At 71.7% G+C, this 23,213-nt stretch carries 25 protein-coding genes and 1 tRNA gene; 19 read left to right on the top strand and 7 right to left on the bottom strand.

Features of this window, described 5'->3' with window-relative positions; all coding sequences use genetic code 11:
• Positions 1-13 precede the first annotated feature (13 nt).
• Positions 14-2,131 carry a sodium-translocating pyrophosphatase gene (locus B9O00_RS17615; protein ID WP_085124018.1) on the top strand — a complete coding sequence of 706 codons (2,118 nt, stop codon included), beginning with the start codon at positions 14-16 and terminating at the stop codon, positions 2,129-2,131.
• A gap of 201 nt (positions 2,132-2,332) precedes the next feature.
• On the opposite strand, the gene B9O00_RS17620 is transcribed toward B9O00_RS17615, so the two are convergent.
• Entirely contained in the window at positions 2,333-2,809 is a 477-nt protein-coding gene (locus B9O00_RS17620; RefSeq protein WP_085124019.1) for an outer membrane protein assembly factor BamE, read from the bottom strand.
• Between the two features lie 43 nt (positions 2,810-2,852).
• On the opposite strand from B9O00_RS17620, the gene B9O00_RS17625 reads away from it, so the two are divergent.
• The 10 genes from B9O00_RS17625 to tolA all read left to right on the top strand — a co-directional run bounded on the left by B9O00_RS17625 (position 2,853) and on the right by tolA (position 9,128).
• Positions 2,853-3,455, top strand: a complete 603-nt coding sequence (locus tag B9O00_RS17625) for a ubiquinol-cytochrome C chaperone family protein (RefSeq protein ID WP_085124020.1) — start codon at positions 2,853-2,855, stop codon at positions 3,453-3,455.
• 82 nt (positions 3,456-3,537) lie between these two features.
• Positions 3,538-4,098, top strand: coding sequence for a YceD family protein (locus B9O00_RS17630; RefSeq protein WP_085124021.1), 561 nt, complete (start codon positions 3,538-3,540; stop codon positions 4,096-4,098).
• Positions 4,099-4,253: 155 nt separating this feature from the next.
• Entirely contained in the window at positions 4,254-4,439 is a 186-nt protein-coding gene (gene rpmF, locus B9O00_RS17635; protein ID WP_085124022.1) for a 50S ribosomal protein L32, read from the top strand.
• 50 nt (positions 4,440-4,489) lie between these two features.
• Entirely contained in the window at positions 4,490-5,542 is a 1,053-nt protein-coding gene (plsX, locus tag B9O00_RS17640; RefSeq protein ID WP_085124023.1) for a phosphate acyltransferase PlsX, read from the top strand.
• Between the two features lie 13 nt (positions 5,543-5,555).
• On the top strand, positions 5,556-6,533 hold the full coding sequence (locus B9O00_RS17645) for a beta-ketoacyl-ACP synthase III (RefSeq protein WP_085124024.1): 978 nt from the start codon (positions 5,556-5,558) through the stop codon (positions 6,531-6,533).
• A gap of 133 nt (positions 6,534-6,666) precedes the next feature.
• Positions 6,667-6,960, top strand: a complete 294-nt coding sequence (locus B9O00_RS17650; protein ID WP_085124025.1) for an integration host factor subunit alpha — start codon at positions 6,667-6,669, stop codon at positions 6,958-6,960.
• Positions 6,961-6,963: 3 nt separating this feature from the next.
• Positions 6,964-7,356 (top strand): MerR family transcriptional regulator, encoded by a 393-nt coding sequence (locus B9O00_RS17655; RefSeq protein WP_200808551.1) that lies wholly within the window; start codon positions 6,964-6,966, stop codon positions 7,354-7,356.
• Between the two features lie 90 nt (positions 7,357-7,446).
• Positions 7,447-7,523 (top strand) — tRNA-Pro (locus B9O00_RS17660).
• 171 nt (positions 7,524-7,694) lie between these two features.
• Complete coding sequence (locus tag B9O00_RS17665; protein ID WP_089229594.1) at positions 7,695-8,153, top strand: protein tyrosine phosphatase family protein; 459 nt, start codon at positions 7,695-7,697, stop codon at positions 8,151-8,153.
• A gap of 156 nt (positions 8,154-8,309) precedes the next feature.
• A complete protein-coding gene (tolA, locus tag B9O00_RS17670) occupies positions 8,310-9,128 on the top strand; it encodes a cell envelope integrity protein TolA (protein ID WP_085124028.1) in 819 nt (272 codons plus the stop codon).
• A gap of 11 nt (positions 9,129-9,139) precedes the next feature.
• On the opposite strand, the gene B9O00_RS17675 is transcribed toward tolA, so the two are convergent.
• The 3 genes from B9O00_RS17675 to B9O00_RS17685 form a co-directional block, all read right to left on the bottom strand.
• Positions 9,140-10,060 carry a formylglycine-generating enzyme family protein gene (locus tag B9O00_RS17675; RefSeq protein WP_085124029.1) on the bottom strand — a complete coding sequence of 307 codons (921 nt, stop codon included), beginning with the start codon at positions 10,058-10,060 and terminating at the stop codon, positions 9,140-9,142.
• Between the two features lie 46 nt (positions 10,061-10,106).
• On the bottom strand, positions 10,107-10,355 hold the full coding sequence (locus B9O00_RS17680; protein WP_085124104.1) for a hypothetical protein: 249 nt from the start codon (positions 10,353-10,355) through the stop codon (positions 10,107-10,109).
• A 226-nt stretch (positions 10,356-10,581) separates the two neighbouring features.
• Complete coding sequence (locus tag B9O00_RS17685; RefSeq protein ID WP_085124030.1) at positions 10,582-10,773, bottom strand: hypothetical protein; 192 nt, start codon at positions 10,771-10,773, stop codon at positions 10,582-10,584.
• Positions 10,774-10,969: 196 nt separating this feature from the next.
• Here B9O00_RS17685 and B9O00_RS17690 point away from each other — a divergent pair, with 196 nt between their 5' ends.
• Complete coding sequence (locus B9O00_RS17690; RefSeq protein WP_085124031.1) at positions 10,970-12,202, top strand: MFS transporter; 1,233 nt, start codon at positions 10,970-10,972, stop codon at positions 12,200-12,202.
• A gap of 17 nt (positions 12,203-12,219) precedes the next feature.
• Entirely contained in the window at positions 12,220-12,612 is a 393-nt protein-coding gene (locus tag B9O00_RS17695) for a VOC family protein (RefSeq protein WP_085124032.1), read from the top strand.
• 37 nt (positions 12,613-12,649) lie between these two features.
• Here the strand turns inward: B9O00_RS17695 and B9O00_RS17700 are convergent, their stop codons facing one another.
• The 3 genes from B9O00_RS17700 to B9O00_RS17710 form a co-directional block, all read right to left on the bottom strand.
• Positions 12,650-15,073: a TonB-dependent siderophore receptor gene (locus B9O00_RS17700; RefSeq protein WP_085124033.1), complete on the bottom strand. Its 2,424-nt coding sequence runs from the start codon at positions 15,071-15,073 to the stop codon at positions 12,650-12,652.
• Positions 15,074-15,209: 136 nt separating this feature from the next.
• Positions 15,210-16,175, bottom strand: coding sequence for a FecR family protein (locus B9O00_RS17705; RefSeq protein ID WP_085124034.1), 966 nt, complete (start codon positions 16,173-16,175; stop codon positions 15,210-15,212).
• Positions 16,176-16,260: 85 nt separating this feature from the next.
• Complete coding sequence (locus B9O00_RS17710) at positions 16,261-16,779, bottom strand: RNA polymerase sigma factor (RefSeq protein WP_085124035.1); 519 nt, start codon at positions 16,777-16,779, stop codon at positions 16,261-16,263.
• Positions 16,780-16,979: 200 nt separating this feature from the next.
• On the opposite strand from B9O00_RS17710, the gene B9O00_RS17715 reads away from it, so the two are divergent.
• The 6 genes from B9O00_RS17715 (at position 16,980) to B9O00_RS17740 (ending at position 23,194) form a co-directional block, all read left to right on the top strand.
• Complete coding sequence (locus B9O00_RS17715) at positions 16,980-18,596, top strand: ABC transporter substrate-binding protein (protein WP_085124036.1); 1,617 nt, start codon at positions 16,980-16,982, stop codon at positions 18,594-18,596.
• A 157-nt stretch (positions 18,597-18,753) separates the two neighbouring features.
• On the top strand, positions 18,754-19,782 hold the full coding sequence (locus B9O00_RS17720) for an ABC transporter permease (RefSeq protein WP_200808555.1): 1,029 nt from the start codon (positions 18,754-18,756) through the stop codon (positions 19,780-19,782).
• 22 nt (positions 19,783-19,804) lie between these two features.
• A complete protein-coding gene (locus B9O00_RS17725; RefSeq protein WP_085124037.1) occupies positions 19,805-20,722 on the top strand; it encodes an ABC transporter permease in 918 nt (305 codons plus the stop codon).
• Between the two features lie 10 nt (positions 20,723-20,732).
• Positions 20,733-21,566, top strand: a complete 834-nt coding sequence (locus B9O00_RS17730; RefSeq protein ID WP_085124038.1) for an ABC transporter ATP-binding protein — start codon at positions 20,733-20,735, stop codon at positions 21,564-21,566.
• A gap of 9 nt (positions 21,567-21,575) precedes the next feature.
• Positions 21,576-22,358: an ABC transporter ATP-binding protein gene (locus B9O00_RS17735; RefSeq protein ID WP_085124039.1), complete on the top strand. Its 783-nt coding sequence runs from the start codon at positions 21,576-21,578 to the stop codon at positions 22,356-22,358.
• Positions 22,355-23,194, top strand: a complete 840-nt coding sequence (locus tag B9O00_RS17740) for a dienelactone hydrolase family protein (protein WP_085124040.1) — start codon at positions 22,355-22,357, stop codon at positions 23,192-23,194. Before B9O00_RS17735 ends, B9O00_RS17740 begins: the two co-directional genes overlap by 4 nt.
• The last annotated feature ends 19 nt before the right edge of the window (positions 23,195-23,213 follow it).

Below are 23,213 nucleotides of genomic sequence, written 5' to 3' on the forward strand. Positions count from 1 at the left end.
GGGGAAGGAACGAATGTCTTCTAGCCTACTGCTGATCATCGCCATCGCCTGCGGGCTGCTGGCCGTGCTCTATGGTGCGATCACCGCCAAGTCGGTGCTGTCGGCGGACGCCGGCAGCCAGCGGATGCAGGAGATCGCAGCCGCCATCCAGGAGGGCGCGCGCGCCTACCTGAACCGCCAGTACATGACCATCGGGATGGTCGGCGTGGTCATCCTGATCCTGGTCGCCGTCTTTCTCGGCCTCGTCGAAGCCGGTGGCTTCCTGGTCGGCTCGGTGCTGTCCGGCCTGGCCGGCTACATCGGCATGCACGTCTCGGTCCGCGCCAACGTGCGCACGACCCAGGCCTCTGCGACCAAGGGGCTGGCGGGCGGCCTGGACGTCGCCTTCAAGTCGGGCGCGGTCACCGGCATGCTGGTCGCCGGCCTCGCGCTGCTCGGCCTCGCCGGCTACTACGGCTTCATGCAGCTGATCGGCTTCGGCATCGAGGACCGCCAGACGGTGGTCGCGCTGGTCGCCCTCGCCTTCGGCGCCTCGCTGATCTCGATCTTCGCGCGTCTCGGCGGCGGCATCTTCACCAAGGGCGCCGACGTCGGTGCCGACCTGGTCGGCAAGGTCGAGGCAGGCATTCCCGAGGACGATCCCCGCAACCCGGGCGTCATCGCGGACAACGTCGGCGACAACGTCGGCGACTGCGCCGGCATGGCCGCGGACCTCTTCGAGACCTACGTCGTCACGGTCGGCGCGACCATGGTGCTGGCCTCGATCCTGTTCGCCGGCCAGGCCTTCCTGTCGCACCTGATGGTCTATCCGCTGCTGATCGGCGGCTCCTGCATCATCACCTCGATCATCGGCACCTACTTCGTGAAGCTGGGCGCCAGCAAGAAGATCATGGCGGCGCTCTACAAGGGCCTGATCGCGGCGGTGCTGCTGTCGGTCCTGGCGCTGATCCCGGTCACCGCGGTCTGCGTCGGCTTCGGCACCTCCTATACCTACGGCACGACGACCTTCACCGGCACGGACCTGTTCCTCTGCGCCCTGGTCGGCCTGGCCGTGACCGGCCTGATCGTCGTCATCACCGAGTACTACACCGGCACCAACTTCCGCCCGGTCAAGTCGATCGCCTCGGCCTCGGTGACCGGCCACGGCACCAACGTCATCCAGGGCCTCGCGGTCTCCATGGAGGCGACCGCGCTGCCGGCGCTGGTGATCGTCGCGGCGATCTACGTGACCTACGTCCTGGCCGGCCTGTTCGGCATCGCCATCGCGGTCACCGCGATGCTGGCCCTGGCCGGCATGGTGGTCGCGCTCGACGCCTTCGGCCCGGTCACCGACAACGCCGGCGGCATCGCCGAGATGGCCGAGCTGGAGGGTGACGTGCGCGACACGACCGACGCGCTCGACGCCGTCGGCAACACGACCAAGGCGGTGACCAAGGGCTACGCGATCGGCTCGGCGGGCCTCGGCGCGCTGGTGCTCTTCGCCGCCTACACCGAGGACCTGAAGTACTTCATCGCCCAGGGCACGGAGGCCTTCAAGGGCGTCTCCATCGACTTCTCGCTGTCCAACCCCTTCGTGGTCATCGGCCTGTTCGTCGGCGGCCTGCTGCCCTACCTGTTCGGCGCGATGGGCATGATGGCCGTCGGCCGTGCCGGCGGCGCGGTGGTCGAGGAGGTGCGGCGCCAGTTCCGCGAGATCCCGGGCATCATGGCGGGCAAGGCCAAGCCGGACTACGGCCGCTGCGTCGACATGCTGACCAAGGCCGCGATCAAGGAGATGGTCGTCCCCTCGATGCTGCCGGTGCTCTCGCCGATCGTGCTGTACTTCGTCGTCTGGGGGCTGGCCGGCAAGTCGGCGGCCTTCTCGGCGCTCGGCGCGATGCTGCTCGGCGTCATCGTCACCGGCCTGTTCGTCGCGATCTCGATGACCGCGGGCGGCGGCGCCTGGGACAACGCCAAGAAGTACATCGAGGACGGCCACCACGGCGGCAAGGGCTCCGACGCCCACAAGGCCGCGGTGACCGGCGACACGGTCGGCGATCCCTACAAGGACACCGCCGGCCCGGCCGTCAACCCGATGATCAAGATCACCAACATCGTCGCCCTGCTGCTGCTCGCCGCCCTGGCGCGGTAGCCGCACGACAGCCTTCCGGTCCGGCGAAGGGCCCCGGGGCGACCCGGGGCCCTTCGTCTTTCCGGGGCAGCCCGAAGCGCGGGGGTGCGGCCTCGGCCGGGCCCGGGCGCCGCCGAGGCGCGAGGCAACGAAGAAGGGCCCCGGATCGCGCCGGGGCCCTTCTTCGTCGGAGTCGTTCGCCGAGGGGAGAAGCCGGCCGGCTCAGGTGCTGCCGGGCTTCTTGATGCCGCTGTCGCTGCCGAAGCGTCCGATGTTGCCGATCAGCTGCTGCCAGATCGTCAGCTCGTTGCCCTCGGTCGGGGTCGTGCGGTCGACCATCGCGATCTCCTGGCCGTCCTCGACCGTGTAGAGCTTGGTGTCGTCGACGGTGCCGTCGTCCTTGAAGGTGATGACCAGCACGCTGCGGTCGATGACGTCGGGCCGGAAGAAGGCGATCTGCTCGGTCCGCTCGCCGATGTAGTACCAGGTGTTCGCCTGGAAGGTCGACAGCGTCGAGGGCGAGCCGAGGATCCGCTGGACGTCCTGCCGGCTGCTCTGGCCGGGCAGGACCGCGGCGACCTGCTCGGGATCCGGCAGGTTGCCGCGCACCGCGACCCGCGCCGCGCAGCCGGCGAGGCTCCCGGCGACGAGCGGCGTGATCAGCAGAAGAGCGGTCAGATGGCGGGCCGTCGTGTTCATGATGCTTGATTACCGCCGCCGACCCAGCCATTTCAAGCGCGCCATGACTCTGCTCGACCGCCTGAAGGCGCGCTATTTCGCCCCGATCTTCCCCGGCAACCCCCACGAGGCTGCTGCGCGGGGCCTCTACGAGGCCGTCGTCGCCCAGGCGCGGCAGCCGGTCTTCTACCGGGATTGTGCGGTTGCCGACAGCGTCGACGGCCGATTCGACCTGCTGGTGCTGCATGCCTGGCTGGTCATGCGCCGGCTCCGCGAGGCGCCGGCGCCGGCCGCCGCGGTCAGCCAGACGCTGTTCGACCTGCTGTTCTTCGACATGGACCAGTCGGTGCGGGTCAGCGGAGTCGGCGACCTGAAGGTCGGGCCGAAGGTCACGGCCATGGGCCGTGCCTTCTACGGCCGGGTCGAGGCCTACGACCGGGCGCTGGCAGGCGAGGCGGCCGGGGGCGGCAGCGCGGGCGAGGACGCCCTGGCCGAGGCCCTGCGCCGCAACCTCTACCGGGGGGCGCCGGTGCCGGCAGCGGCGGTCGAGGCGGTGGCGGCCTACCTGCGCAGGCAGATCGAGGCGCTGGCCGGGCAGCCGGACGCGGCGCTGCTCGCCGGGCGCCCGGCCTTCGCGGCCGCGCCGGAACCCGCCGGGAACGGCTGAGCGCCGGCCCGCATCGCCGCTTGACCAGAGCGGGTGCTTTCTCTACTTTCCGCGCCTCTCCGGCGCGCGAGGGTAGGTTGCAATGAGTCAGGGCGACCCGGCTTCCGGGGCGGCCGGCGAGTTCTCCCGCCCCTTCAATCTGAGAGAGCTCGGCGAGCGCCCGGTGCGGCGCGAGGTCGAGGCCGATGCGCACGAGCGCGCGGCCCTGGCCGAGCGCTTCGGCCTGATCGGCCTCGAGCGCCTGGTCGGGGAGCTGACGCTCCGGCGTCTGCGTGGCGGCAGCGTGGTGCGGGTGACCGGCCGGCTGTCCGCGGCGGCGACGCAGCGTTGCGTGGTCACCCTGGGCCCGGTGCCGGCGGTGCTGGACGAGGGCTTCGAGCTGGACTTCCAGCCGGCCGGGGGACAGGACGCCGCCGAGGTGGTTCTGGATGCCGAGGTCGACGAGCCGGAGCCGCTGGAGGGCGACCGGCTGGATCTCGGGGAGCTGGTTGCCCAGCAGTTCGCGCTGGCGCTCGATCCCTATCCCAGGGCGCCGGGCGCGGAGCTGGTGCAGAGGGACTGGGGCGCCTCCGACGAAGAGGAGGTGCCGAGCGACAATCCTTTCGCGGCGCTGGCCAGCCTGAAGGACCGCGGGCAGCGCTGAGGGAGGCGAGGGACGGCCCGGGCAGGGCCGGTTCCAGGTCGGCCGGACGGCGAGTTCGGCGGCGGCCTGGGGTCGGGCTTGCCCGGCTGTAGCAATTTGGCTAAGTAACAGGCGTCCGGCAGCCCGTCGGCGCGGACCGATAGAGAGAGAAGACGATGGCGGTTCCCAAGAAGAAGGTTTCGAAGTCCCGGCGCAACATGCGCCGCTCGCACCATGCCCTGGCGTCGGCGGCCTTTGTCGAGGACAAGGACAGCGGCGAGCTGCGCCGTCCGCACCACATCGACCTGAAGAGCGGCATGTACCGCGGCAAGCAGATTCTGCAGCCGAAGGACGAGTTCTGAGCCGAGCCTGCTAGCTCGGCCGGCCCTTTCTCAGCAGTGGACGGAGTGCGGTGACCGGGCGCCTGACCATAGCGCTGGATGCCATGGGCGGTGACCACGCGCCGGGTGCCGTGCTGCGCGGTGCCAGCATTGCGCGGCGACGTCATCCGAACGTGGACTTCCTGATCTTCGGCCGTTCCGCCGAGGTCGAGCCGATGCTCAATCGGCTGAAGCGCCTGCGCGAGCACAGCCAGTTCGTCCATACCGACGACGCGGTCGGCAGCGACGTCAAGCCGTCGATCGCGTTGCGCACCGGACGCAAGTCCTCGATGCGCCTCGCCATCGACGCGGTGCGCGACGGGCTCGCCAAGGCCGTGGTCTCTTCGGGCAACACCGGCGCGCTGATGGCCATGGCCAAGCTCGCGCTGCGCACCGTGCCGGGCGTCGACCGGCCGGCGATCGCCTCGTTCTTCCCGACCCAGCGCGGCGAGTCGGTGATGCTCGACCTCGGCGCCAACATCACCTGCGATGCCGACAACCTCGTGCAGTTCGCGGTGATGGGCAACGCCTTCGCCCGCTCGGTGCTCGGCCTGCAGGCGCCGACCTACGGCCTGCTCAACGTCGGCTCCGAGGAGATGAAGGGCCACGACGCGATCCAGGAGGCCGCGGCCCAGCTGCGCGCCATCCAGCTGCCGGGGCAGTTCCACGGCTTCGTCGAGGGCGACGACATCGCCAAGGGGACGGTCGACGTGGTGGTCACCGACGGCTTCACCGGCAACATCGCGCTGAAGACGGCCGAGGGCACGGTCAAGCTCTACACCGAGTTCCTGCGCGCCACCTTCCGCCACTCGCTGCTGGCCAGCCTGGGCTACCTGCTGGCCAGGCCGGCGATGCGCAAGCTGCGCGCCCGCGTCGACCCGCGGCGCTACAACGGCGCGGTCTTCCTCGGCCTCAACGGCATCGCGGTCAAGAGCCACGGCGGCAGCGACGCGCTCGGCTTCGCCCACGCGGTCGGCCTGGCGGTCGACTTGGCGCGGCACGGCTTCATCGACACCATGCGCGACGACTTCGCCGCGCTGGCGGCCGCCCGCAGCGGTACGGCGCCTCGCGCGGCAGTGTCCTGAACCGGTCGTGGGCATGGCTCTGACCCGTTCCCAGGTGGTCGGCCAAGGCGCCTACCTGCCCGAGAGGATCCTGACCAACGCCGATCTCGCGAAGATCGTCGACACCGACGACGCCTGGATCCGCCAGCGCACCGGCATCACCCAGCGCCACATCGCGGCCGAGGGCGAGACGACCTCGGACCTCGGCCTGGCGGCCAGCCAGCGCGCCCTCGAGGTCGCGGGCATGCGGCCCGACGAGCTCGACCTGATCGTCTGCGCGACCTCGACTCCGGACGAGACCTTCCCGGCGACCGCGACGATGATCCAGGCCCGGCTTGGCATGACCCGGGGCGCGGCCTTCGACGTCCAGGCGGTCTGCTCGGGCTTCGTCTACGGCCTGGCGGTCGCCGACAACTTCATCCGCGCCGGGCAGGCGAAGAGCGCCCTGGTCGTCGGCGCCGAGACCTTCAGCCGGATCCTCGACTGGACCGACCGCACGACCTGCGTGCTGTTCGGCGACGGCGCCGGCGCGGTGGTGCTGCGCGCCGCCCCGGGCGAGGGCCATGCCGGCGACCGCGGCGTGCTCTCGACCCACCTCTATTCCGACGGCACCCACCACGACGCGCTCTACGTCGACGGCGGACCCTCCTCGACCCGTACCGTCGGCCACCTGCGCATGCAGGGCCGCGAGGTGTTCCGCCACGCCGTCGTGCGCATGGCCGAGGCGATCGACACGGCGCTCGAGAGCAACGGCCTGACCCCCGGCGACATCGACTGGATGGTGCCGCACCAGGCCAACGCCCGGATCATCGAGGCCATGGCCAAGCGGCTGAACCTGCCGCACGACCGCGTCGTGCTGACCGTCGACCGCCATGCCAACACCTCGGCGGCCTCGATCCCGCTGGCCCTGGCCGAGGCCGCCGGCGACGGGCGGATCGGCACCGGCGACCTGGTGCTGCTCGAGGCGATGGGCGGCGGCTTCACCTGGGGCTCGGCCCTGGTCCGCTGGTAGGTCGCCCGCGCCGCACCGAGCCTGCAGCCTCGTTACCCGATCCTTACATTCCCGACCCTCCGGCGCGGTCTTGGGTGATTGACCGCGTGAAGGCCCTGCCTTAAGGTCTTGATAAATCGCGAGGAGACGGGAAATGTCTGGTCAGACCCTCACGCGCGCTGATCTCAGTGAGGCCGTCTATCAGGAGGTTGGCCTGTCCCGTAACGAATCGGCCGAGCTGGTCGAAGCGGTGCTCGACGAAATGGCCGACGCGCTGGTCAAGGGCGAGATGGTCAAGATCTCCTCTTTCGGCACCTTCTCGGTGCGCGAAAAGGGTCAGCGAATCGGCCGCAACCCCAAGACCGGCGAGGAGGTGCCGATCCTGCCGAGGCGGGTGCTGGTGTTCCGTGCCTCCCACGTGCTCAAGAAGCGCATCAACGGGGAGTAGCCGGTGAGCCAGTCTGTGCGCGCAGCCGCTGCATCCCGGCAGAACGGCAAGTCGGCTGGCGCTTTCCGGACGATCAGCGAGGTCTCGGAGGAGCTCGACGTGCCGCAGCACGTCCTGCGCTTCTGGGAGACCAAGTTCGCCCAGGTCCGCCCGCTCAAGCGCGGCGGCGGGCGCCGCTACTATCGTCCCGAGGACATCGAGCTGCTGCGCCGCATCCGGCAGCTGCTCTACGGCGAGGGCTATACCATCAAGGGAGTGCAGAAGCTGCTGCGCGAAGGTGGCGCACGGCCCCAGGAAACGGCCGAGGTGGAGCCGGAGATCGTCAAGGATACCAATAAGTTGCAGTCCATTCTTGACGATCTGATAGAGATTCGGAACCTGCTCCGCAACGGCTGAGGCCTCGCGGTCGCCGTTGGGTCATTGCCCCCGGCGATGGGGATCGCTATAGAGGGGCCTCGCCGGCCGGCCAGCCGCCCGGCGACCCGACGGAGCGTAGCGCAGCCTGGTAGCGCACTTGACTGGGGGTCAAGGGGTCGTGGGTTCAAATCCCGCCGCTCCGACCAAAGACGGCACGGCCGGCCGGAGGCAGCTCCGGCCGGCCGTCGCTTTGTCGGAGGGCCGGCGGCGGTGCGACACCCTAGGGCCCTTGTGCCGCCTGCGCGATGGGCCAAGATGAGCCTCGACGGCGCGGCCCTGTGCTGGCCGCGGGCCGTCGCTTGCCGAGGAGCAGTCCGATGCCGAGCTACAGCAAGATCGCCGAGGGCTTCTACGCGTCCGGGCAGATCGCGCCCGAGGACCTGGCGGAGATCGCGGGCCTGGGCGTTCGCACCATCGTCAACAACCGTCCGGACGGCGAGGGCGGGCCCGAGCAGCCGACCTCCGAGGAGATGGGCGCTGCGGCCGTCGCGGCCGGCCTGGCCTACCATTACCTGCCGATGACTCCGCAGAGCCTGAGCCCGGAGCTGCTGGAGCGCTTCCGCGCCGTCGTCGAAGGCAGCCCGGGGCCGGTGCTGGCGCACTGCAAGTCGGGCGCGCGCTCGACGGCGCTCTGGGCCCTGAGCGAGACCTGCCACAACGCGGCCGACATCGACGCCACCCTGGAGAAGGCCCGGGCCGGCGGCTACGACCTCGGCGGCATGCGGCCGATGATCGAGCAGTACATCGCCTGGCACGAGGTGCAGCGCGGCGCGTAGGCGCCGCCGGCCGCGGGCGCTATCCTGCCGGGGCGCGGTGCTGGAACGGCGAAGCGGGGCGGAGCGCTGCCCGGATGGTCGAGAGCGACGGGCTGGTCGGCGGGGAGCCGCTCGTGCGGGCCCGGCCGCGCGCCGGCCGCCGGCCTCGTCGCCTCCGTGCTGCTGCACCTCGTGGTCGGGCTGCTCGCGCTGTTCGGACCGCCGTTGCTGGCCGGCAGCCCGGCCCCGCCGAGGCTGGTGACGGTCGACCTGGTCCGGCTCGGCGAGGTCACGGCCGCGCCCCCGGCCCCGCTGCCGGCGCCGCTGCCGCAGGTGCGGGCGCCGGAGCTCGCCGAACCGGTCCCGGCGACCGCCGTGCCGGTCACCGAGCTGCCCCAGGGCCGGGTCTCGGGCCGTCCGATCCGCGCCCGGCCGGCTCCCGATCTCTCGACCGTGGCCGAGGCGGACAGCCGGGCGGCGCTGCCGCGGGCCGAGCCGCAGGCGCGCGCCGAGCCGCGGCCCGCCGCCCGGACGCAGCATCGCACCTCCACTGCCGAGGACCTCAGCGCCAAGCTGAGGCGCCTCGCGAAGCTGCACCAGCCGGCGCCGCCGCGCCCGGCCCAGCCGAGCCGCCAGCAGGGCGAGGGGGCCTCGAATGCCACGGCGAGCAGCGCGCAGCCCGCGCGGGACGCGACCTATGCCGTCAAGGACCTGATCCGGGCCCAGGTCGAGCGCCGCTGGAACCTGAAGAGCGCGCCGGCGAGCGGCTCCGGCTGGGTCGTCTCGATCCGCATCCTGCTGGCCCCCGACGGCAGCGTCCGGGAGGCCTCCGTGGTCGAGACCCTGCGCTACCGCTCCGACCCCGCCTATCGCGACTTCGCGCTCAGCGCGCGCAACGCCGTGCTGCTGTCCTCGCCGCTGGCCCTGCCGGACGGCGCCTATGACGTTGCGCGCGACCTGGTCGTGGAGTTCGACGCCCGGCAGGTGCTGAGGTGACGGATCGCACTCTACGGCAGGTTGCGCGCGACCCGGAAACCGGCATAGCTGGAGTAGTCGAACTCGGCGCCGGTGGCGTCGGCGCGGCTGCGCGCCGCCGAGCGCACGAAGGCCGGCGCGTTGCTCCAGGAGCCGCCGCGCAGGACGCGGCGCCGGCAGTCGCCGCTCGTCCAGGCGCTGCCGTCTGTCGGCGCGCCGACATAGCTGTCGTGCCAGCAGTCCTCGACCCACTGCCAGACGTTGCCGAGCATGTCCTCGAGGCCGAAGGGGTTGGCGGCGAAGCTGCCGGCCGGCGCGATCAGGCGATCGTCCCAGCGGCTGCCGCAGCCGTTGCAGTTGGCCCTGCCGACGCCGACCGCGTTGCCCCACCAGCGGGCCGTCGTCGTTCCGGCCCGGGCCGCATACTCCCATTCCGCCTCGCTCGGCAGCCGGTAGGGGCCGTCGCGCGCGCCGCGGGCCGGAGCGAGCTTGCGCACCTTCGCATTGAGCCAGGCGATGTAGGCCCGGGCATCGTGCCAGCTGAGGCAGACCGCCGGCTGCCGCGGCGAGTCGGCCTGGCCGGGCGGGTAGGCCCGGCCGTGGCCCGGCGAGCGCCAGGCGAGGCCCTGCTGCGGGTCGCAGGGGGCCGGTCGGTAGCCGGTCTGGCGCAGGAAGGTCAGGAACTCGGCGTTGGTCACCTCGTTCTTGCCGAGCGCAAAGGCCCGGATCGTGACCTCGTGCTGCGGGCCCTCCGAGTCGAAACGGCCGGGCTCGTGCTTCGGGCTGCCCATGACGAAGCGGCCGGCCGGGATCCCGACCATCAGCGGGCAGTCGGCGCACTCGCGGAACTCGCGGTCGCCCTGGTCGGCGGCCTGCAGGCTTCGCGGCAGCGCCGGAACCGAAGCGGCGCCGGCCAGCAGCGCCGCCAGGAGAGCGAGCCCGAACCACCTCATGTCGTCGCCGCCTTTCTCGCGCAGGTCCGACGGGGCGCGGCCCCGCTCAGTCGAACAGGCCGCGGCCGCGGTCGGTCAGGCGGCAGACCAGCCAGTCGGGCTTCAGGGGGTTGTCGAACCAGGGTTCGGCCCAGCCCTTGTCGAGGCAGGCGCGGATGGTCCGCTCGCTGACCCGCTGGCCCTGCTCGTCGAACAGCGGCAGCTTGCCGCCGGGCTGTCCGAGCCCGCGCGCCAGCCACGCCTTCTGCGCCCCACTCGGCCGATCCGCCACCGCCCCGCCCCCATTGCGGTCCAGGATCGCTCTACGATACCCCGGGACCGCGCCGAGACAAGCCGGGGCGGCGATCCGGACTTTCTGGCCTGGAAGCGCCGCGGAGACCGGGGGGAAGGGTGGAGCCGGCGGAGAGGGGGCGTCGGTCAAAAAAGAACGGCCCCGGAAGGGGGCCGTCGTCATGGCATCCGGCCGCGGCATCCGGCGCGCGACGGAGGACGTCGCGGCGGCGGCAGCCGTGCCGACGCGGTCAGGGCAGGCGCGGCGGGTTGCCGAGCCGGCGCTTGACCTCGCTGCGATACTCCGCGTCCCAGACGACCCGCTCGAGGTCGATGTCGTCCTCGCCGACCGAGGAACTCCCGGGCGCGTCGACGAAGGAGGCCGGAAAGACCTGGATCGTCGCATCGCGTGTGAACAGGGCGTAGGGTTCGATCATGCTCATGCTGCGATGCTCGACGGGAATCTGGGCGAGATCGTGACACGACTGAGGCGTGCATCGGGTGTTTTCCGCCCCACGAACGGCGGCTTTCCGTAACTTCTTTCCGTAAACCCGCGGGGCAGGGCTGCGTTCCCCCGGCTTGTCGCTCCCGGGGCGCGAAACTAGGATTCCGCGCAGCAACGACAGGCTGGAGGAAGGGATGTCCAAGCGCTCGGCCGGACTGGCGACCGCCTTCTCGGCCGTCGGCCATCTCTACGTCCACCTCTTCACCGCGATCTACGCGGTCATCTTCCTCTCGCTCGAGAAGTCCTGGTCGATCCCCTACCACGAGCTGCTCAAGCTCTGGACGCTCGGCGCTCTGCTGGTCGGGCTCGCCGCCCTGCCGGCCGGCTGGCTCGGCGACCGCTGGTCCAAGACCGGCATGATGGTCGTCTACTTCCTCGGCCTCGGCGCCTCGTCGATCGTCTGCGGCCTGGTCGACGGGCCGACGGCCCTGCTGGTCGGGCTCGGGGCGATCGGCCTGTTCGCCTCGATCTACCATCCGGTCGGCATCGCCTGGCTGGTGCGCAACGCCAGGCGGCGCGGCAAGGCGCTCGGCTTCAACGGCGTGTTCGGCGGCGCCGGCGTCGCCAGCGCCGGCCTGGTCGCCGGCTCGCTGATCGATCTCTGGTCCTGGCGCGCCGCCTTCATCCTGCCCGGCGTGCTCTGCGTCGCGACCGGCCTGCTGCTGCTCTGGTTCGTGCTGCGCGGCGAGGTCACCGAGGGCGACGCGGCGGCGGAGGCCGGCACGCCCTCGTCGCCCGGATCGATGCTGCGCGGCTTCCTGATCCTGCTCTGGACCATGCTGGTCGTCGGCCTGGTGTTCCAGGCGACCCAGGCGGCCCTGCCCAAGGTCTTCGACCTGCGCCTGCGCGACCTCGCCGGCGACGGCGCCTTCGGCATCGGCGCCATCGTCTCGGTGGTCTACGGCGTCGGCTCGCTGGTCCAGATCCTCGGCGGCCACCTGGCCGACCGCTATCCGCTGAAGCGCGTCTACCTCGGCTGCTTCCTGCTGCAGGTGCCGGTGCTGGTCGGCGTCGCCGCCTTCGCCGGCCTGCCGCTGATCGCCGTCGCGACCCTGACCGTGCTGCTCTCCACCGGCGCGCTGCCGGCCGAGAACATGCTGCTCGCCCGCTTCACGCCGGAGCGGCACCGCAGCCTCGCCTACGGCATCAAGTTCGTGCTCGCCTTCGGCTCGGCGCCGCTGGCGATCTGGCTGGCCGCCGAGATCCAGGAGCGGACCGGCGAGTTCCTCTGGCTGTTCGTCGCGATGGGCGTGCTGACCGCGACGGCCTTCGTCGCCGCCCTGTTCCTGCCGGGCGACGGCAGCGCCGCCGTCGCCCGGCAGGAACAGGGCGGCGAGGCCGCGCCGGCGCCGCAGCCGGCCGAATAGCGGCGCCGGCCCCGGTCATGGCGATCCGCGTCGAGCGTCTCGACCACCTGGTCCTGACCGCCCGCGACCTGGAGGCGACCTGCGCCTGGTACCGGCGGGTCCTGGGCATGACCCGGGAGAGCTTCGGCGACGGCCGGGTGGCGCTGACCTACGGCCGCCAGAAGATCAACGTCCATCCCTACCCCAGCCCGGTCTGGCCGCTGGTCGCCGACATCGCGATCCCCGGCAGCCTGGACCTCTGCTTCGTCGTCGCGGGGCCGATCGAGGCGGTGGCCGCCGAGCTGGCGGCGCTCGGCGTCGAGATCGAGCTCGGGCCGGTGGCGCGCAGCGGCGCCCTCGGCCCGATCACCTCGCTCTATCTCCGCGACCCCGACCGCAACCTCGTCGAGCTCGCGGTCTACGAGAGCTGACGGCGGCCCCCGGGGGCGGGGACCGCCGCCGAGCCGCCTACCAGCGCAGCGCCACGCTGCCGATCACCGTCCGGCCCTCGCCGTAGAAGCAGCCGTAGGTGCAGGCGGCGATGTACTCCTTGTCGAAGAGGTTGGTGGCGTTGATGCCCAGCCTCCACGGCCCGGTCTCGTAGCTGACCATGGCGTCGGCCACGGTGTAAGCCGGTACCGTCGTGGTGGCGGAGAGGTCGACGGTGTCGCCGACGTAGCGTACGCCGCCGCCGAGCCGCAGCCCCTGGAGCGGGCCGTCCTGGAAGGCGTAGTCGGCCCACAGCGAGGCCATGTGCTCCGGCGTGTTCTCCGGACGGGTGCCGAGGTCGCCGCTGTTGCTCTCGGTCACCTCGGCGTCGGTGTAGGCGTAGCCGGCCAGCAGGTTCAGCCCCTCGGCCAGCGCCAGCTTCGCCTCCAGCTCGACGCCGCGCGAGCGGATCTCGCCGGTCTGCACGCTGAAGCCGGCGTTGTCCGGGTCGCTGGTCAGCACGTTCTGCCGGGTCAGGTGGTAGAAGGAGAGGGTGACCGAGGAGTCGGCGCCCTTCGGCTGGAACTTCAGGCCGGCCTCGACCTGCTGGCCGGTCGTCGGGTCGAAGGCGCCGCCGCCGGCGTCGGTGCCGCTCTGCGGCTCGAAGGACTCGGCGTAGCTGACGTAGGGCGCGAGCCCGAAGTCGAAGAGGTAGACCAGGCCGACGCGGCCGGTGAAGGCGCTCTGGTCGGTCTCCGCGGAGCTGCCGGTGACGTGGTTGTCGGTGCGGTCGTTCGCCCAGTCCTGGCGGCCGCCCAGCAGCAGGCGCCAGGAGCCCAGCGCGATCTGGTCCTGGGCGTAGAGGCCGACCTGGTCGCCCTGCTGGTAGCTGTCGGTGCCCGGCGCCGAGGCCAGCGTGACCGAGGCGCCGTAGACCGGGTCGTAGAGGTCGAGCGGCGCGACGGTGCCGTTGTACTGGACGCGCTGGAAGGTCGTGCGGTTGTAGTCGATGCCGAGCAGGGCGGTGTGCTCCAGCGGTCCCGTCGTCAGCTCGGCCTGGAGCTGGGTGTCGAGGGCGAAGAGGCTGGACTGGTCGTTGCGCGAGTAGGCGCCGCGCGTGACGCTGCGCTCGTCGGCGAGCCAGCTGCCGAAGTAGATGTCGTTGTAGTTGTTCTCGAACTCTGCGTAGCGCAGGTTCTGGCGCAGCTCGAAGCGCTCGTCGAAGCGGTGCTCGAAGCGGTAGCCGGCGCTGTAGCTGCTGCGCTCCCACTTGTTGAAGTCCGGCTCGCCCAGGAAGCGGTTGCGCGCGATGCGGCCGTTGGGGTTGTCGACCACCGTGCCCTCGGCCGGGAAGCCGTAGTAGTAGTCGGTCGAGCTCTGGCTGTAGGTCGCCAGCAGGGTCAGGGCGGTGTCTTCGTCCGGCCGCCAGGTGAAGGCCGGCGCGACGAAGGCCTTGTCGTCGTCGATGTAGTCGACCATCGTGCCGCTGTCCCGCACCAGCGCGGTCAGGCGGTAGGAGAACTGCCCCGCCTCGTCGAGCGCGCCGCCGTGGTCCGTGGCGACCTGCTTGCGGTCGTCGTTGCCGAGCTGGGCCTCGATCTCGTGCAGCGGGTCGATCGTCGGCAGCTTGGTCACCATGTTGACGACGCCGCCGGGCGAGGACTGGCCGTAAAGCACCGAGGCCGGGCCGTGCAGCACCTCGATGCGCTCGAGCTGGTAGGGGTCCGTCGTGCCGTCGTAGATGTTCGAGAGGCTGCGCAGGCCGTTCACGTAGAGCGAGCTGTCGTTGATCTGGAAGCCGCGCATGTAGAGCCCGTCGTCGGTGCGGTTGAAGCCCTGGGATGCGAGGATGCCCGGCGTGAAGCGCAGCGCCTCGCCGATGGTCTGCGACTGCTGGCGGCGGATCTGCTCGCTGCCGACCACGCTGACGCTCTGCGGCGTCTCGATCAGCGGGGTGTCGGTCTTGGTGCCGGTCGCGCTGCGCCTCGCCACATAGCCCGCGACGGGGCCGTCGGCGGTCTCGCCGCTGCCCTCGACCACCACCGGCCCGAGCGTCACGGCGGCGTCGGAGGCGGCGCGGGCGAGCACGACGGTGTGCGGATCGGTGAAGCGCCAGGTGACGCCGCTGCCGGCGAGCAGCCGCCGCAGCGCCTCGGCCGCGTCCAGGCGGCCCGAGACCGCCGGCCCCGACAGGCCCGCGAGATCCTCGGTGCCGTAGGCTACCTGGATGCCCGACTGCTCGGAGAAGGCGCGTAGCGCGCTCGCCAGCGGCTGGGCCGCGATCGAGAAGCCGTAGGTCTCACCGCTCTGCGCGAGCGTCGGCGCCTGGCCGCCCGGCACCGGCTGCGCGGCCATCGCCGGCGTTCCGGCCAGCAGTCCGAGCAGGGCGCTGCCGAGCAGCAGCGCGCCGCGCCGCTGCGCCTTGCGGATTCCCTCGTGCCGCGCCGGGCGCGCTCGCGTCATGATTCTGTCCCCCATCTGGTCCTGTCCCCTCGCTGTGGCGCGCTGCGCCGGCAGGTGCAATATGCGACTGCTAATCATTCGCATCTAAGACCATGACGACTGGGCCGGGAGGAAACCCAAGGGGTCGGGCGAGAAATCAGTGCAGGACCAGCAGGTAGTCGCCGAGCTGCAGGCTGCTCAGGCCCTGGGTCTCGCCGACGGCCGCGATGGCCCGGCCGATCGAGCGGGGCGAGAAGACGCCGCTGACCGCCCGCGGGACCGCCGGCGCTCCGGCGACCAGGACACGGCCGGGGAAGTAGCGGGCGAGCTCCGCGACCGCGGCGCGGAAGGGCAGGCCGTCGAGGACGATGCGGCCGTCGCGCCAGGCCGCGACCTGCTCGGGCGGCCGGTGCCGGCCGGCTCGCGGCGGGCGGTCGGGACGATAGCTGGCGCTGTCCCCGGGGGCGAGCAGCAGCGTCGCGTCGCCGGCCTCCGGCGAGGCGACCCGGACCCGCCCCTCGACGACGGCGACCGAGACGCGCTCCGCCTCCTGGCGCACGGCGAAGGCCGTCCCGACGGCCTCGGCGGTGCCGCCGAGCGCCGAGACCACGAAGGGCCGCGCGCTGTCGTGGGCGACGCGGAAGAAGGCCTCGCCGTGCAGCAGCACGACGCGCCGCTGCTCGGGCGTGTAGCGCAGCGCCAGGGCGCTGTCGGTGTTCAGCGTCACGCTCGAGCCGTCGGCCAGGGTGACGACCCGCTGCTCGCCGGCGGCCGTGCTGATGTCGGCCCGCTGGCCGGGCAGCAGCACTGCGAGCACGACCGCCGCGGCCAGCAGCGCGGCAGCGAGGGCGAGGGGACGGGCCGACAGGCCGTGGGCTCGGCGGGGTGCCTTCGCAGGCGCCGCGGGGCGGCCGGGGGCGGCGAAGGCCTCTTCGAGGGCGCCGGCGGCGCGCCAGGTCGCTCGCGCCTGCTCGAAGGCGTGCCGGTGGCCCGGCGCGGCCGCCAGCCAGCGCTCCAGCGCGTCGAGCTCGTCGGCTGCGACGTCGCCGGAAGCCAGGCGGACGATCCAGCGGTGGGCGGCCTCGCCCGGCGCTTCGCGGCGGGCGGGGTGCTGGTCGGTCATGGCGCGGGCCTTCCCCTCCGGTCGATGGCGGAGCCTCCACTGGGAGACGTCCGGCGCGGCATCTCACCCCAGGCCCGGATCGCGGTCATGCGCCGTCTCCGCCGGAGTCGGCGGCGGTGCGCGCTTCCGTCAGCCGGGACAGCACCTTGCGCATGTGGTTCTCCACGGTCGTCTGGGAGACGCCGAGGAGCGCGGCGATCTCTCTCTGGGAGCGGCCCTCGAAGCGGTTGAGACGGAAGATCCGCCGGCTCAGCTCCGGCAGCCCCTCGACGACCCGGCGCATCGCCTCGACCTCCTGGCGGGCGGCGACGATCTGCTCGGGCGTCCGCCGCTCGGGAGAGTCGGCGAGAAACGACTGCACCTCGGCGAGCAGCGCGCCGCGGCGCGCGGTGCTGCGCTGGTGGTCGGCGGCCAGGTTGGCGGCCATGCGGAAGAGATAGGCCTTCTCGTGGCGCAGCTCGGCCGGAGGCTCGAGGTCGTGCAGCTTGACATAGAGGTCGTGGGCGAGGTCCCGAGCGGTGGTCATGCAGCTGAGCCGCCGCGCGAGGAAGCGGATCAGGTCCCGCTCGTGCGCGCGGTAGGCCTGCAGCAGGAGCGCCCTCATGGCGGCGACGATCCGGGTCGGGTGGACGGAGGCGCCGGCTGGAGCCAGCCGGCCGCCGGACGGTATCGCGATTGAGAACAAGTCGCAATCTCATAGGCTGCTTCGGTTGATCCCTGGACAAGCCTGCTCGCATCGCGACAATTGGGCCCGGAGGCTTCCTGCCACGAACGCGCGCAGGAAAGAGAACAGGGAGAATCACCATGCCGATCGAAAGACTGGCCGGCCGCACGGCCGTGGCGGCGCTGGCCTTGGCGGCCGCCCTGGGGCTGGCCGCCTGGGGCGCCGCCGCGCGGGCCGGGACGCCGGCCGACACGCTGGTCATCGCCGACAAGATCGACGACATCGTCTCGCTCGACCCGGCCGAGAGCTTCGAGTTCTCGGGCAACGATCTCCTCAACAACACCTACGACACGCTGGTCGAGCTCGATCCGAGGAAGCTCGGCCCGCTGGTGCCCGGCATCGCCGAGAGCTGGAAGCTCGCCGACGACGGCGTCACCTATACCTTCAAGATCCGCCAGGGCCTGACGTTCGAGTCCGGCAATCCGGTGACCGCGGAGGACGCGGCCTGGTCGCTGCACCGCGCGGTCAAGCTGGACAAGACGCCCTCGTTCATCCTGACGCAGTTCGGCTTCAATGCCGAGAACGTCGACCAGATGATCCGGGCGACCGGCCCCTACGAGCTGACCATCGTCACCGACAAGCCCTACGCGCCCTCGTTCTTCTACAACTGCCTGACCGCGGTGGTCGCCTCGGTGGTCGACAAGAAGGAGGCGCTGTCCCACGAGGTCGATGGCGACTTCGGCTACGGCTGGCTGAAGACCCATACGGCCGGCTCGGGCGCCTACCACCTGCGCAGCTTCAAGCCGATCGACTCCTACGTGCTGGAGGCCAACGAGAGCTACTGGCGTGGCGTCCCGGCGATGAAGCGGGTCTTCGTGCGCCACGTGCCGGAGCCGGCGACCCAGCGCCTGCTGCTCGAGCACGGCGACATCGACGTCGCGCGCAAGCTGACGCCGGTCGACATCCAGGGCATCGAGGGCAACCCGGACCTCAAGGTGCAGGACGAGGTGCGCGGCCAGATCCGCTACATCTCGCTGAACCAGAAGGTGAAGCCGCTCGACAACCCGAAGGTCGTCGAGGCCTTCAAGTACCTGATCGACTACGACGGCATGGTGAACAGCTTCCTGAAGGGCCAGTTCACGGTCCATCAGGCCTTCCTGCCGAAGGGCTTCCTGGGCGCCATCGACGACCGGCCCTACAAGCTCGACATCGACAAGGCCAAGGCGCTGCTCGCCGAGGCCGGGGTCAAGGACCTGCACGTCAGGATCTTCGTGCGCAACGACCAGGACCGGCTGGAGGTCGCCCAGGCGCTGCAGAACACCTGGGCCAAGGCCGGCATCACCGCAGAGCTCAGGGTCGGCACCGGCAAGGAGATCCTGACCGAGTACCGGGCGCGCAAGCACGACATCTATCTCGGCGACTGGGGCCCCGACTATCCCGACCCGAACACCAACGCCGACACCTTCGCGCGCAACCCGGACAACTCGGACGACGCCCAGCTGACCGGCATCCTGGCCTGGCGCAACGCCTGGCCGGCGAGCGAGGTCAACGACATGACCGACGCCGCCGTGCTGGAGAAGGACAGCGACAAGCGCGCGAAGCTCTACGAGGAGATCCAGCGCATCCACCAGAAGGTCTCGCCCTTCGCGGTGATGTTCCAGCGCATCGAGCAGGTCGCCCTGCGCAAGAACGTGCAGGGCTTCTCGGCCGGCGGCTCGATCCACTCGGCCTTCTACTGGGCCACGACCAAGGAGTGACCGCCGCTCGCTGCCTCGCGACCGCCGGCGACCGCGCCCTCCGGCCGGCCCCCGGCCGGGCCCCGGCACGGCTGCCGTCGCCGGCGTCGGCCGGGATCGCGTGACCGACCTCGCCGATCCGGGACGGGAGGGGGCCGGCGTGCCGTCGCGCGGCGGCCTGATTGGCCGCCGCGCGCGCGGCCTCGCCGGACTCGCCGCGACCCTGGCCGCGACCTTCCTCGGCCTGCTCTTCGTCACCTTCGTCATCGGCCGGGTGATCCCGATCGATCCCGTCCTGGCGATCGTCGGCGAGCGGGCGACCGCCGAGCAGTACGCGGCGGCACGCCATGCGCTCGGCCTCGATCGTTCGCTGCTGGTGCAGTTCGGGCTCTATCTCCGCGACGTGCTGAGCGGCGACCTCGGCACCTCGACCCTGACCGCCCATCCGGTGCTCGAGGACATCGGCCGCGTGTTCCCGGCGACCCTGGAGCTCGCGACCATCGCGACGCTGGTCGGCGTGCTGCTCGGCGTGCCGATGGGCGTCTCGGCGGCAGTGCGCCAGGGTCGCCTGGCCGACCAGGCGATCCGCCTGGTCGGGCTGTTCGGCTATTCGATGCCGGTCTTCTGGCTCGGCCTGATGGGCCTGCTGCTGTTCTACGGCGACCTCGGCTGGGTCGGCGGGCCGGGCCGGCTCGACACCTCCTTCCAGTTCGTCTTCGACCTCGACGTGCCGCGGATCACCGGCGCGATCCTGATCGACACCGCCCTGGCCGGTGCCTGGGACGTGTTCCGCAACGCGCTCACCCACATCGTGCTGCCGGCCGGCGTGCTCGGCTACTACTCGCTGGCCTACGTCAGCCGCATGACCCGCTCCTTCATGCTGGAGCAGCTGCACCAGGAGTACGTCACGACGGCCCGGGTCAAGGGCATGCCGGAGTGGCGCGTCGTCTGGGTCCACGCGCTCGGCAACGTCCTGGTGCCGCTGATCACGGTGATCGCGCTGTCCTATGCCCAGCTGCTCGAGGGCTCGGTGCTGACCGAGACGGTCTTCGCCTGGCCCGGCCTCGGCCTCTACATCACCAACGCGCTCTTCTCCGGCGACCTGTCCGCGGTGATGGGCGGCACCATCGTGGTCGGCGCCGCCTTCATCCTGCTCAACCTGCTGTCCGACCTGCTGTACCGGCTGGTCGACCCGCGGGCCCGCTGAGAGGCCTCATGAGAGTCAGGCGATGAGCTCCGCAACCGCGTCCTGGCGTACCTGGCTGACCAGCCGCAGCCCGCGCTCGCGCCGCCAGGCCTGGCTCGGCCAAGCCTATCTCGGCTGGCTGTCGCTGCTGCGCAACCCGGTGGCCCTGCTCGGCCTGGCCATCGTGCTGCTGCTGGTGCTGACGGCGATCTTCGCACCGCTGCTCGCGACCCACGACCCGCTGGCCCAGGATCTCGCGAAGCGCCTCTCGCCGCCGGGCACCGCCGGCCATTGGCTCGGCACCGACGAGTTCGGCCGCGATCTCTGGAGCCGTATGGTCTACGGCGCCCGGGTCACGCTCTACATCGTGCTGCTGGTCGTCGCGACCGCGCCGGTCTTCGGCCTCGCCATCGGCACGGCGGCCGGCTACTTCGGCGGCCTGGTCGACGTCGTGCTGATGCGCCTGACCGACATCTTCCTGGCCTTCCCGCGGCTGATCCTCGCGCTCGCCTTCGTCGCCGCGCTCGGCCCCGGGATCGGCAACGCCGTGCTGGCGATCGCCCTGACCGCCTGGCCGCCCTATGCGCGCGTCGCGCGGGCCGAGACCCTGACCGTACGCAACTCGGACTACATCGCGGCCGAGCAGCTGCAGGGCTTCGGGGCCTGGCGCATCGTCACCGGCCACGTCATGCCGCTCTGCCTCTCCTCGGTGATCGTGCGCATCACCCTCGACATGGCCGGCATCATCCTGGTCGCCGCCGGGCTCGGCTTCCTCGGACTCGGCGCCCAGCCGCCGCTGCCCGAGTGGGGCCTGATGATCTCCTCGGGCCGCAAGTACCTCTTCGACCAGTGGTGGGTCGCGACCGTGCCGGGCCTCGCCATCTTTGTCGTCAGCCTGGGCTTCAACCTGCTCGGCGACGGCCTGCGCGACGTGCTCGACCCCCGGAGCGCCTCGAGATGAGCGCCTCCCGATGAAGCCGCTGCTCGAGGTCGAGGACCTGAAGGTCGCCTTCGACACGCCCGGTGGCCGGGTCGAGGCGGTGCGCGGCGTCTCCTTCACGCTCGGCCGCGAGCGGCTCGGCATCGTCGGCGAGTCCGGCTCCGGCAAGACCATGACCGGCCGGGCGATCCTGCGCCTCGTGCAGCCGCCGGGGCGGGTGACGGCGAAGCGGCTGGCCTTCGACGGCCGGGATCTGCTGAGCCTGCCGGAGCGCGGCATGCGGGCGCTGCGCGGCCGGCGGCTGGCGATGGTCATGCAGGACCCGAAGTACTCCTTGAACCCGGTAATGACCGTCGGCCGGCAGCTCACCGAGGGCCTGCGCCGGCGCGACCGCCTGTCGGCCGGCGCGGCCCGGCGGCGCGCCGTCGCGATGCTGGAGGCCGTGCAGATCCGCGATCCCGAGCGGGTCATGGGCGCCTATCCCCACGAGCTGTCCGGCGGCATGGGCCAGCGGGTGATGATCGCCATGATGCTGATCCCGGAGCCCGACCTGCTGATCGCCGACGAGCCGACCTCGGCGCTCGACGTGACGGTCGAGGCCGAGGTGCTGCGCATCCTCGACGGCCTGGTCCGCGAGCGCGGCCTCGGCCTGATCTTCATCAGCCACGACCTGCCGCTGGTCGCGCGCTTCTGCGACCGGGTGCTGGTCATGTACGCCGGCCGCGTCGTCGAATCGCTCGCGGCCTCGGAGCTGGAGCAGGCGCGCCATCCCTACACCCGGGGGCTGCTGCGCTGCCTGCCGGCGGTCGGCGGGCCGCGCGGGCCGCTGCCGACCCTGCGGCGCGACCCGGGCTGGGCGGAGTAGGGCGCGGCGATGGCCCTGATCGAGATCGCCGGCCTCGAGGTCGTCTTCGCCGCCCGCGGCGAGGCGGTGCGGGCGGTGCGCGGCATCGACCTGTCGGTCGAGCCTCGGGAATCCTTCGGCCTGGTCGGCGAGTCGGGCTCCGGCAAGTCGACGGTGCTGCGCGCGCTCTGCGGTCTCGCGCCGGTCTCGGCCGGGCGCGCCCTGATCGACGGCCGGGCCCCGCCGGCCCTGGGCCGTATCGGCAGCCGCGACAGGGCCTTCGCGCGCCGGGTCCAGATGGTCTTCCAGGACCCCTACGGCTCGCTGCACCCGCGCCACACGGTCGACCGCGTGCTCTCGGAGCCGCTGCTCGTCCATGGCCTCGGCGGGCGGCGCGAGCGCGACCGGCGGGTCGAGGCGGCGCTCCAGGACGTCGGCCTCGATGCCTCCTTCCGCTTCCGCTATCCGCACCAGCTCTCCGGCGGCCAGCGCCAGCGCGTCGCCGTGGCGCGCGCCCTGATGCTGGAGCCCTCGGTGCTGCTGCTCGACGAGCCGACCTCGGCGCTCGACGCCTCGGTGCAGGCCGAGGTGCTGAACCTGCTGAGCCGGCTGCGCGAGGAGCGCGGCCTGACCTTCCTGATGGTCAGCCACGACTTCGCGGTGATCGACCACATGTGCGACCGCCTGGCGGTCATGCAGCAGGGCCGCATCGTCGAGGTCCTCGACCGCGAGGCCCTGGCCCGCGGGGCGGTGCGGGAGGACTACACGCGCGCGCTGCTGGCGGCGAGCCAGGCGCACGCGCCGGTACAGTGAAGGGGATCGACATGCGCCTTCGGACGTTTCTCGCTGCGACCCTCGCCTTGCTTGCGGCCGCTGCGGCCGGGGCCGGGGCGGCGTGGGCCGAGACGGTTCGGTTCGATTCGGGCTCGGCCCTGGCCGAGCACGACGCCACGCTGACGGCGGAGTTCGACCTGCCGGCGGGCGAGGGGCCCTTTCCGGCGGTTGTGCTGCTGCATGGCTGCGCTGGCCTCAGCGATACCGTGGAGGCCGGGCTGCGCGCCCACGCGGCCTTTCTCGAAGCCCATGGTTTCGCCACCCTGATCGTCGATTCCTTCGGCCCGCGGGGCCTCGGTGACGGTCGCGTCTGCAGCGACCTCAACGCCCTCGCGCAGGCGCGTTGGTACCGTGTCGCCGACGCCTTCGCGGCGCGGGCTTGGCTGGCTGCGCGCCCCGAGATCGACGGCCGGGCCATCTTCCTGATCGGCCAGAGCAACGGCGGCAGCGTCGCCGTGCTCGCTGCCAAGCCGCGGGCGCTGCGGGACCATCCGGGTGCCGAGCCCTTCGCCGGCGTGGTCGCCTACTATCCCTGGTGTGGCGTGATCGGTAACGACCTCGACTTCGCGAGCCCGCTTCTGCTGCTGCTCGGCGGCGCCGACGACTGGGTACCTTCGTCCGCTTGCGCCGAGAAGGCGGCGCGTGCCGACGACGATCGCCTGAGTGCCATCGTCTACCAGGGCGCCCATCACTCCTTCGATCTCGCGGTGCCGGTCCAGTCCTATGCCGGCCATACTGTCGGTGGGGATTTCGCGGCGACCGAGGCGAGTCGCACCGCTTACCTAGCGTTCTTCGAAGGGATTTCGAGGCGCTAGCGACCGGCCGTCCCGGAGG

Origin of the sequence: Tistlia consotensis USBA 355 (assembly GCF_900177295.1) — a bacterium.
GTDB classification, from domain to species: Bacteria; Pseudomonadota; Alphaproteobacteria; order Kiloniellales; family DSM-21159; genus Tistlia; species Tistlia consotensis.

What these genes read in the sequence shown, in the direction of transcription:
- B9O00_RS17615 (WP_085124018.1), top strand. Translation starts at nt 14, where the DNA reads ATGTCTTCTAGCCTACTGCTGATCATCGCCATCGCCTGCGGGCTGCTG.
- B9O00_RS17620 (WP_085124019.1), bottom strand. Translation starts at nt 2,809, where the DNA reads ATGAACACGACGGCCCGCCATCTGACCGCTCTTCTGCTGATCACGCCG.
- B9O00_RS17625 (WP_085124020.1), top strand. Translation starts at nt 2,853, where the DNA reads ATGACTCTGCTCGACCGCCTGAAGGCGCGCTATTTCGCCCCGATCTTC.
- B9O00_RS17630 (WP_085124021.1), top strand. Translation starts at nt 3,538, where the DNA reads ATGAGTCAGGGCGACCCGGCTTCCGGGGCGGCCGGCGAGTTCTCCCGC.
- rpmF (WP_085124022.1), top strand. Translation starts at nt 4,254, where the DNA reads ATGGCGGTTCCCAAGAAGAAGGTTTCGAAGTCCCGGCGCAACATGCGC.
- B9O00_RS17645 (WP_085124024.1), top strand. Translation starts at nt 5,556, where the DNA reads ATGGCTCTGACCCGTTCCCAGGTGGTCGGCCAAGGCGCCTACCTGCCC.
- B9O00_RS17650 (WP_085124025.1), top strand. Translation starts at nt 6,667, where the DNA reads ATGTCTGGTCAGACCCTCACGCGCGCTGATCTCAGTGAGGCCGTCTAT.
- B9O00_RS17665 (WP_089229594.1), top strand. Translation starts at nt 7,695, where the DNA reads ATGCCGAGCTACAGCAAGATCGCCGAGGGCTTCTACGCGTCCGGGCAG.
- B9O00_RS17675 (WP_085124029.1), bottom strand. Translation starts at nt 10,060, where the DNA reads ATGAGGTGGTTCGGGCTCGCTCTCCTGGCGGCGCTGCTGGCCGGCGCC.
- B9O00_RS17685 (WP_085124030.1), bottom strand. Translation starts at nt 10,773, where the DNA reads ATGAGCATGATCGAACCCTACGCCCTGTTCACACGCGATGCGACGATC.
- B9O00_RS17690 (WP_085124031.1), top strand. Translation starts at nt 10,970, where the DNA reads ATGTCCAAGCGCTCGGCCGGACTGGCGACCGCCTTCTCGGCCGTCGGC.
- B9O00_RS17695 (WP_085124032.1), top strand. Translation starts at nt 12,220, where the DNA reads ATGGCGATCCGCGTCGAGCGTCTCGACCACCTGGTCCTGACCGCCCGC.
- B9O00_RS17700 (WP_085124033.1), bottom strand. Translation starts at nt 15,073, where the DNA reads ATGACGCGAGCGCGCCCGGCGCGGCACGAGGGAATCCGCAAGGCGCAG.
- B9O00_RS17705 (WP_085124034.1), bottom strand. Translation starts at nt 16,175, where the DNA reads ATGACCGACCAGCACCCCGCCCGCCGCGAAGCGCCGGGCGAGGCCGCC.
- B9O00_RS17710 (WP_085124035.1), bottom strand. Translation starts at nt 16,779, where the DNA reads ATGAGGGCGCTCCTGCTGCAGGCCTACCGCGCGCACGAGCGGGACCTG.
- B9O00_RS17715 (WP_085124036.1), top strand. Translation starts at nt 16,980, where the DNA reads ATGCCGATCGAAAGACTGGCCGGCCGCACGGCCGTGGCGGCGCTGGCC.
- B9O00_RS17725 (WP_085124037.1), top strand. Translation starts at nt 19,805, where the DNA reads ATGAGCTCCGCAACCGCGTCCTGGCGTACCTGGCTGACCAGCCGCAGC.
- B9O00_RS17730 (WP_085124038.1), top strand. Translation starts at nt 20,733, where the DNA reads ATGAAGCCGCTGCTCGAGGTCGAGGACCTGAAGGTCGCCTTCGACACG.
- B9O00_RS17735 (WP_085124039.1), top strand. Translation starts at nt 21,576, where the DNA reads ATGGCCCTGATCGAGATCGCCGGCCTCGAGGTCGTCTTCGCCGCCCGC.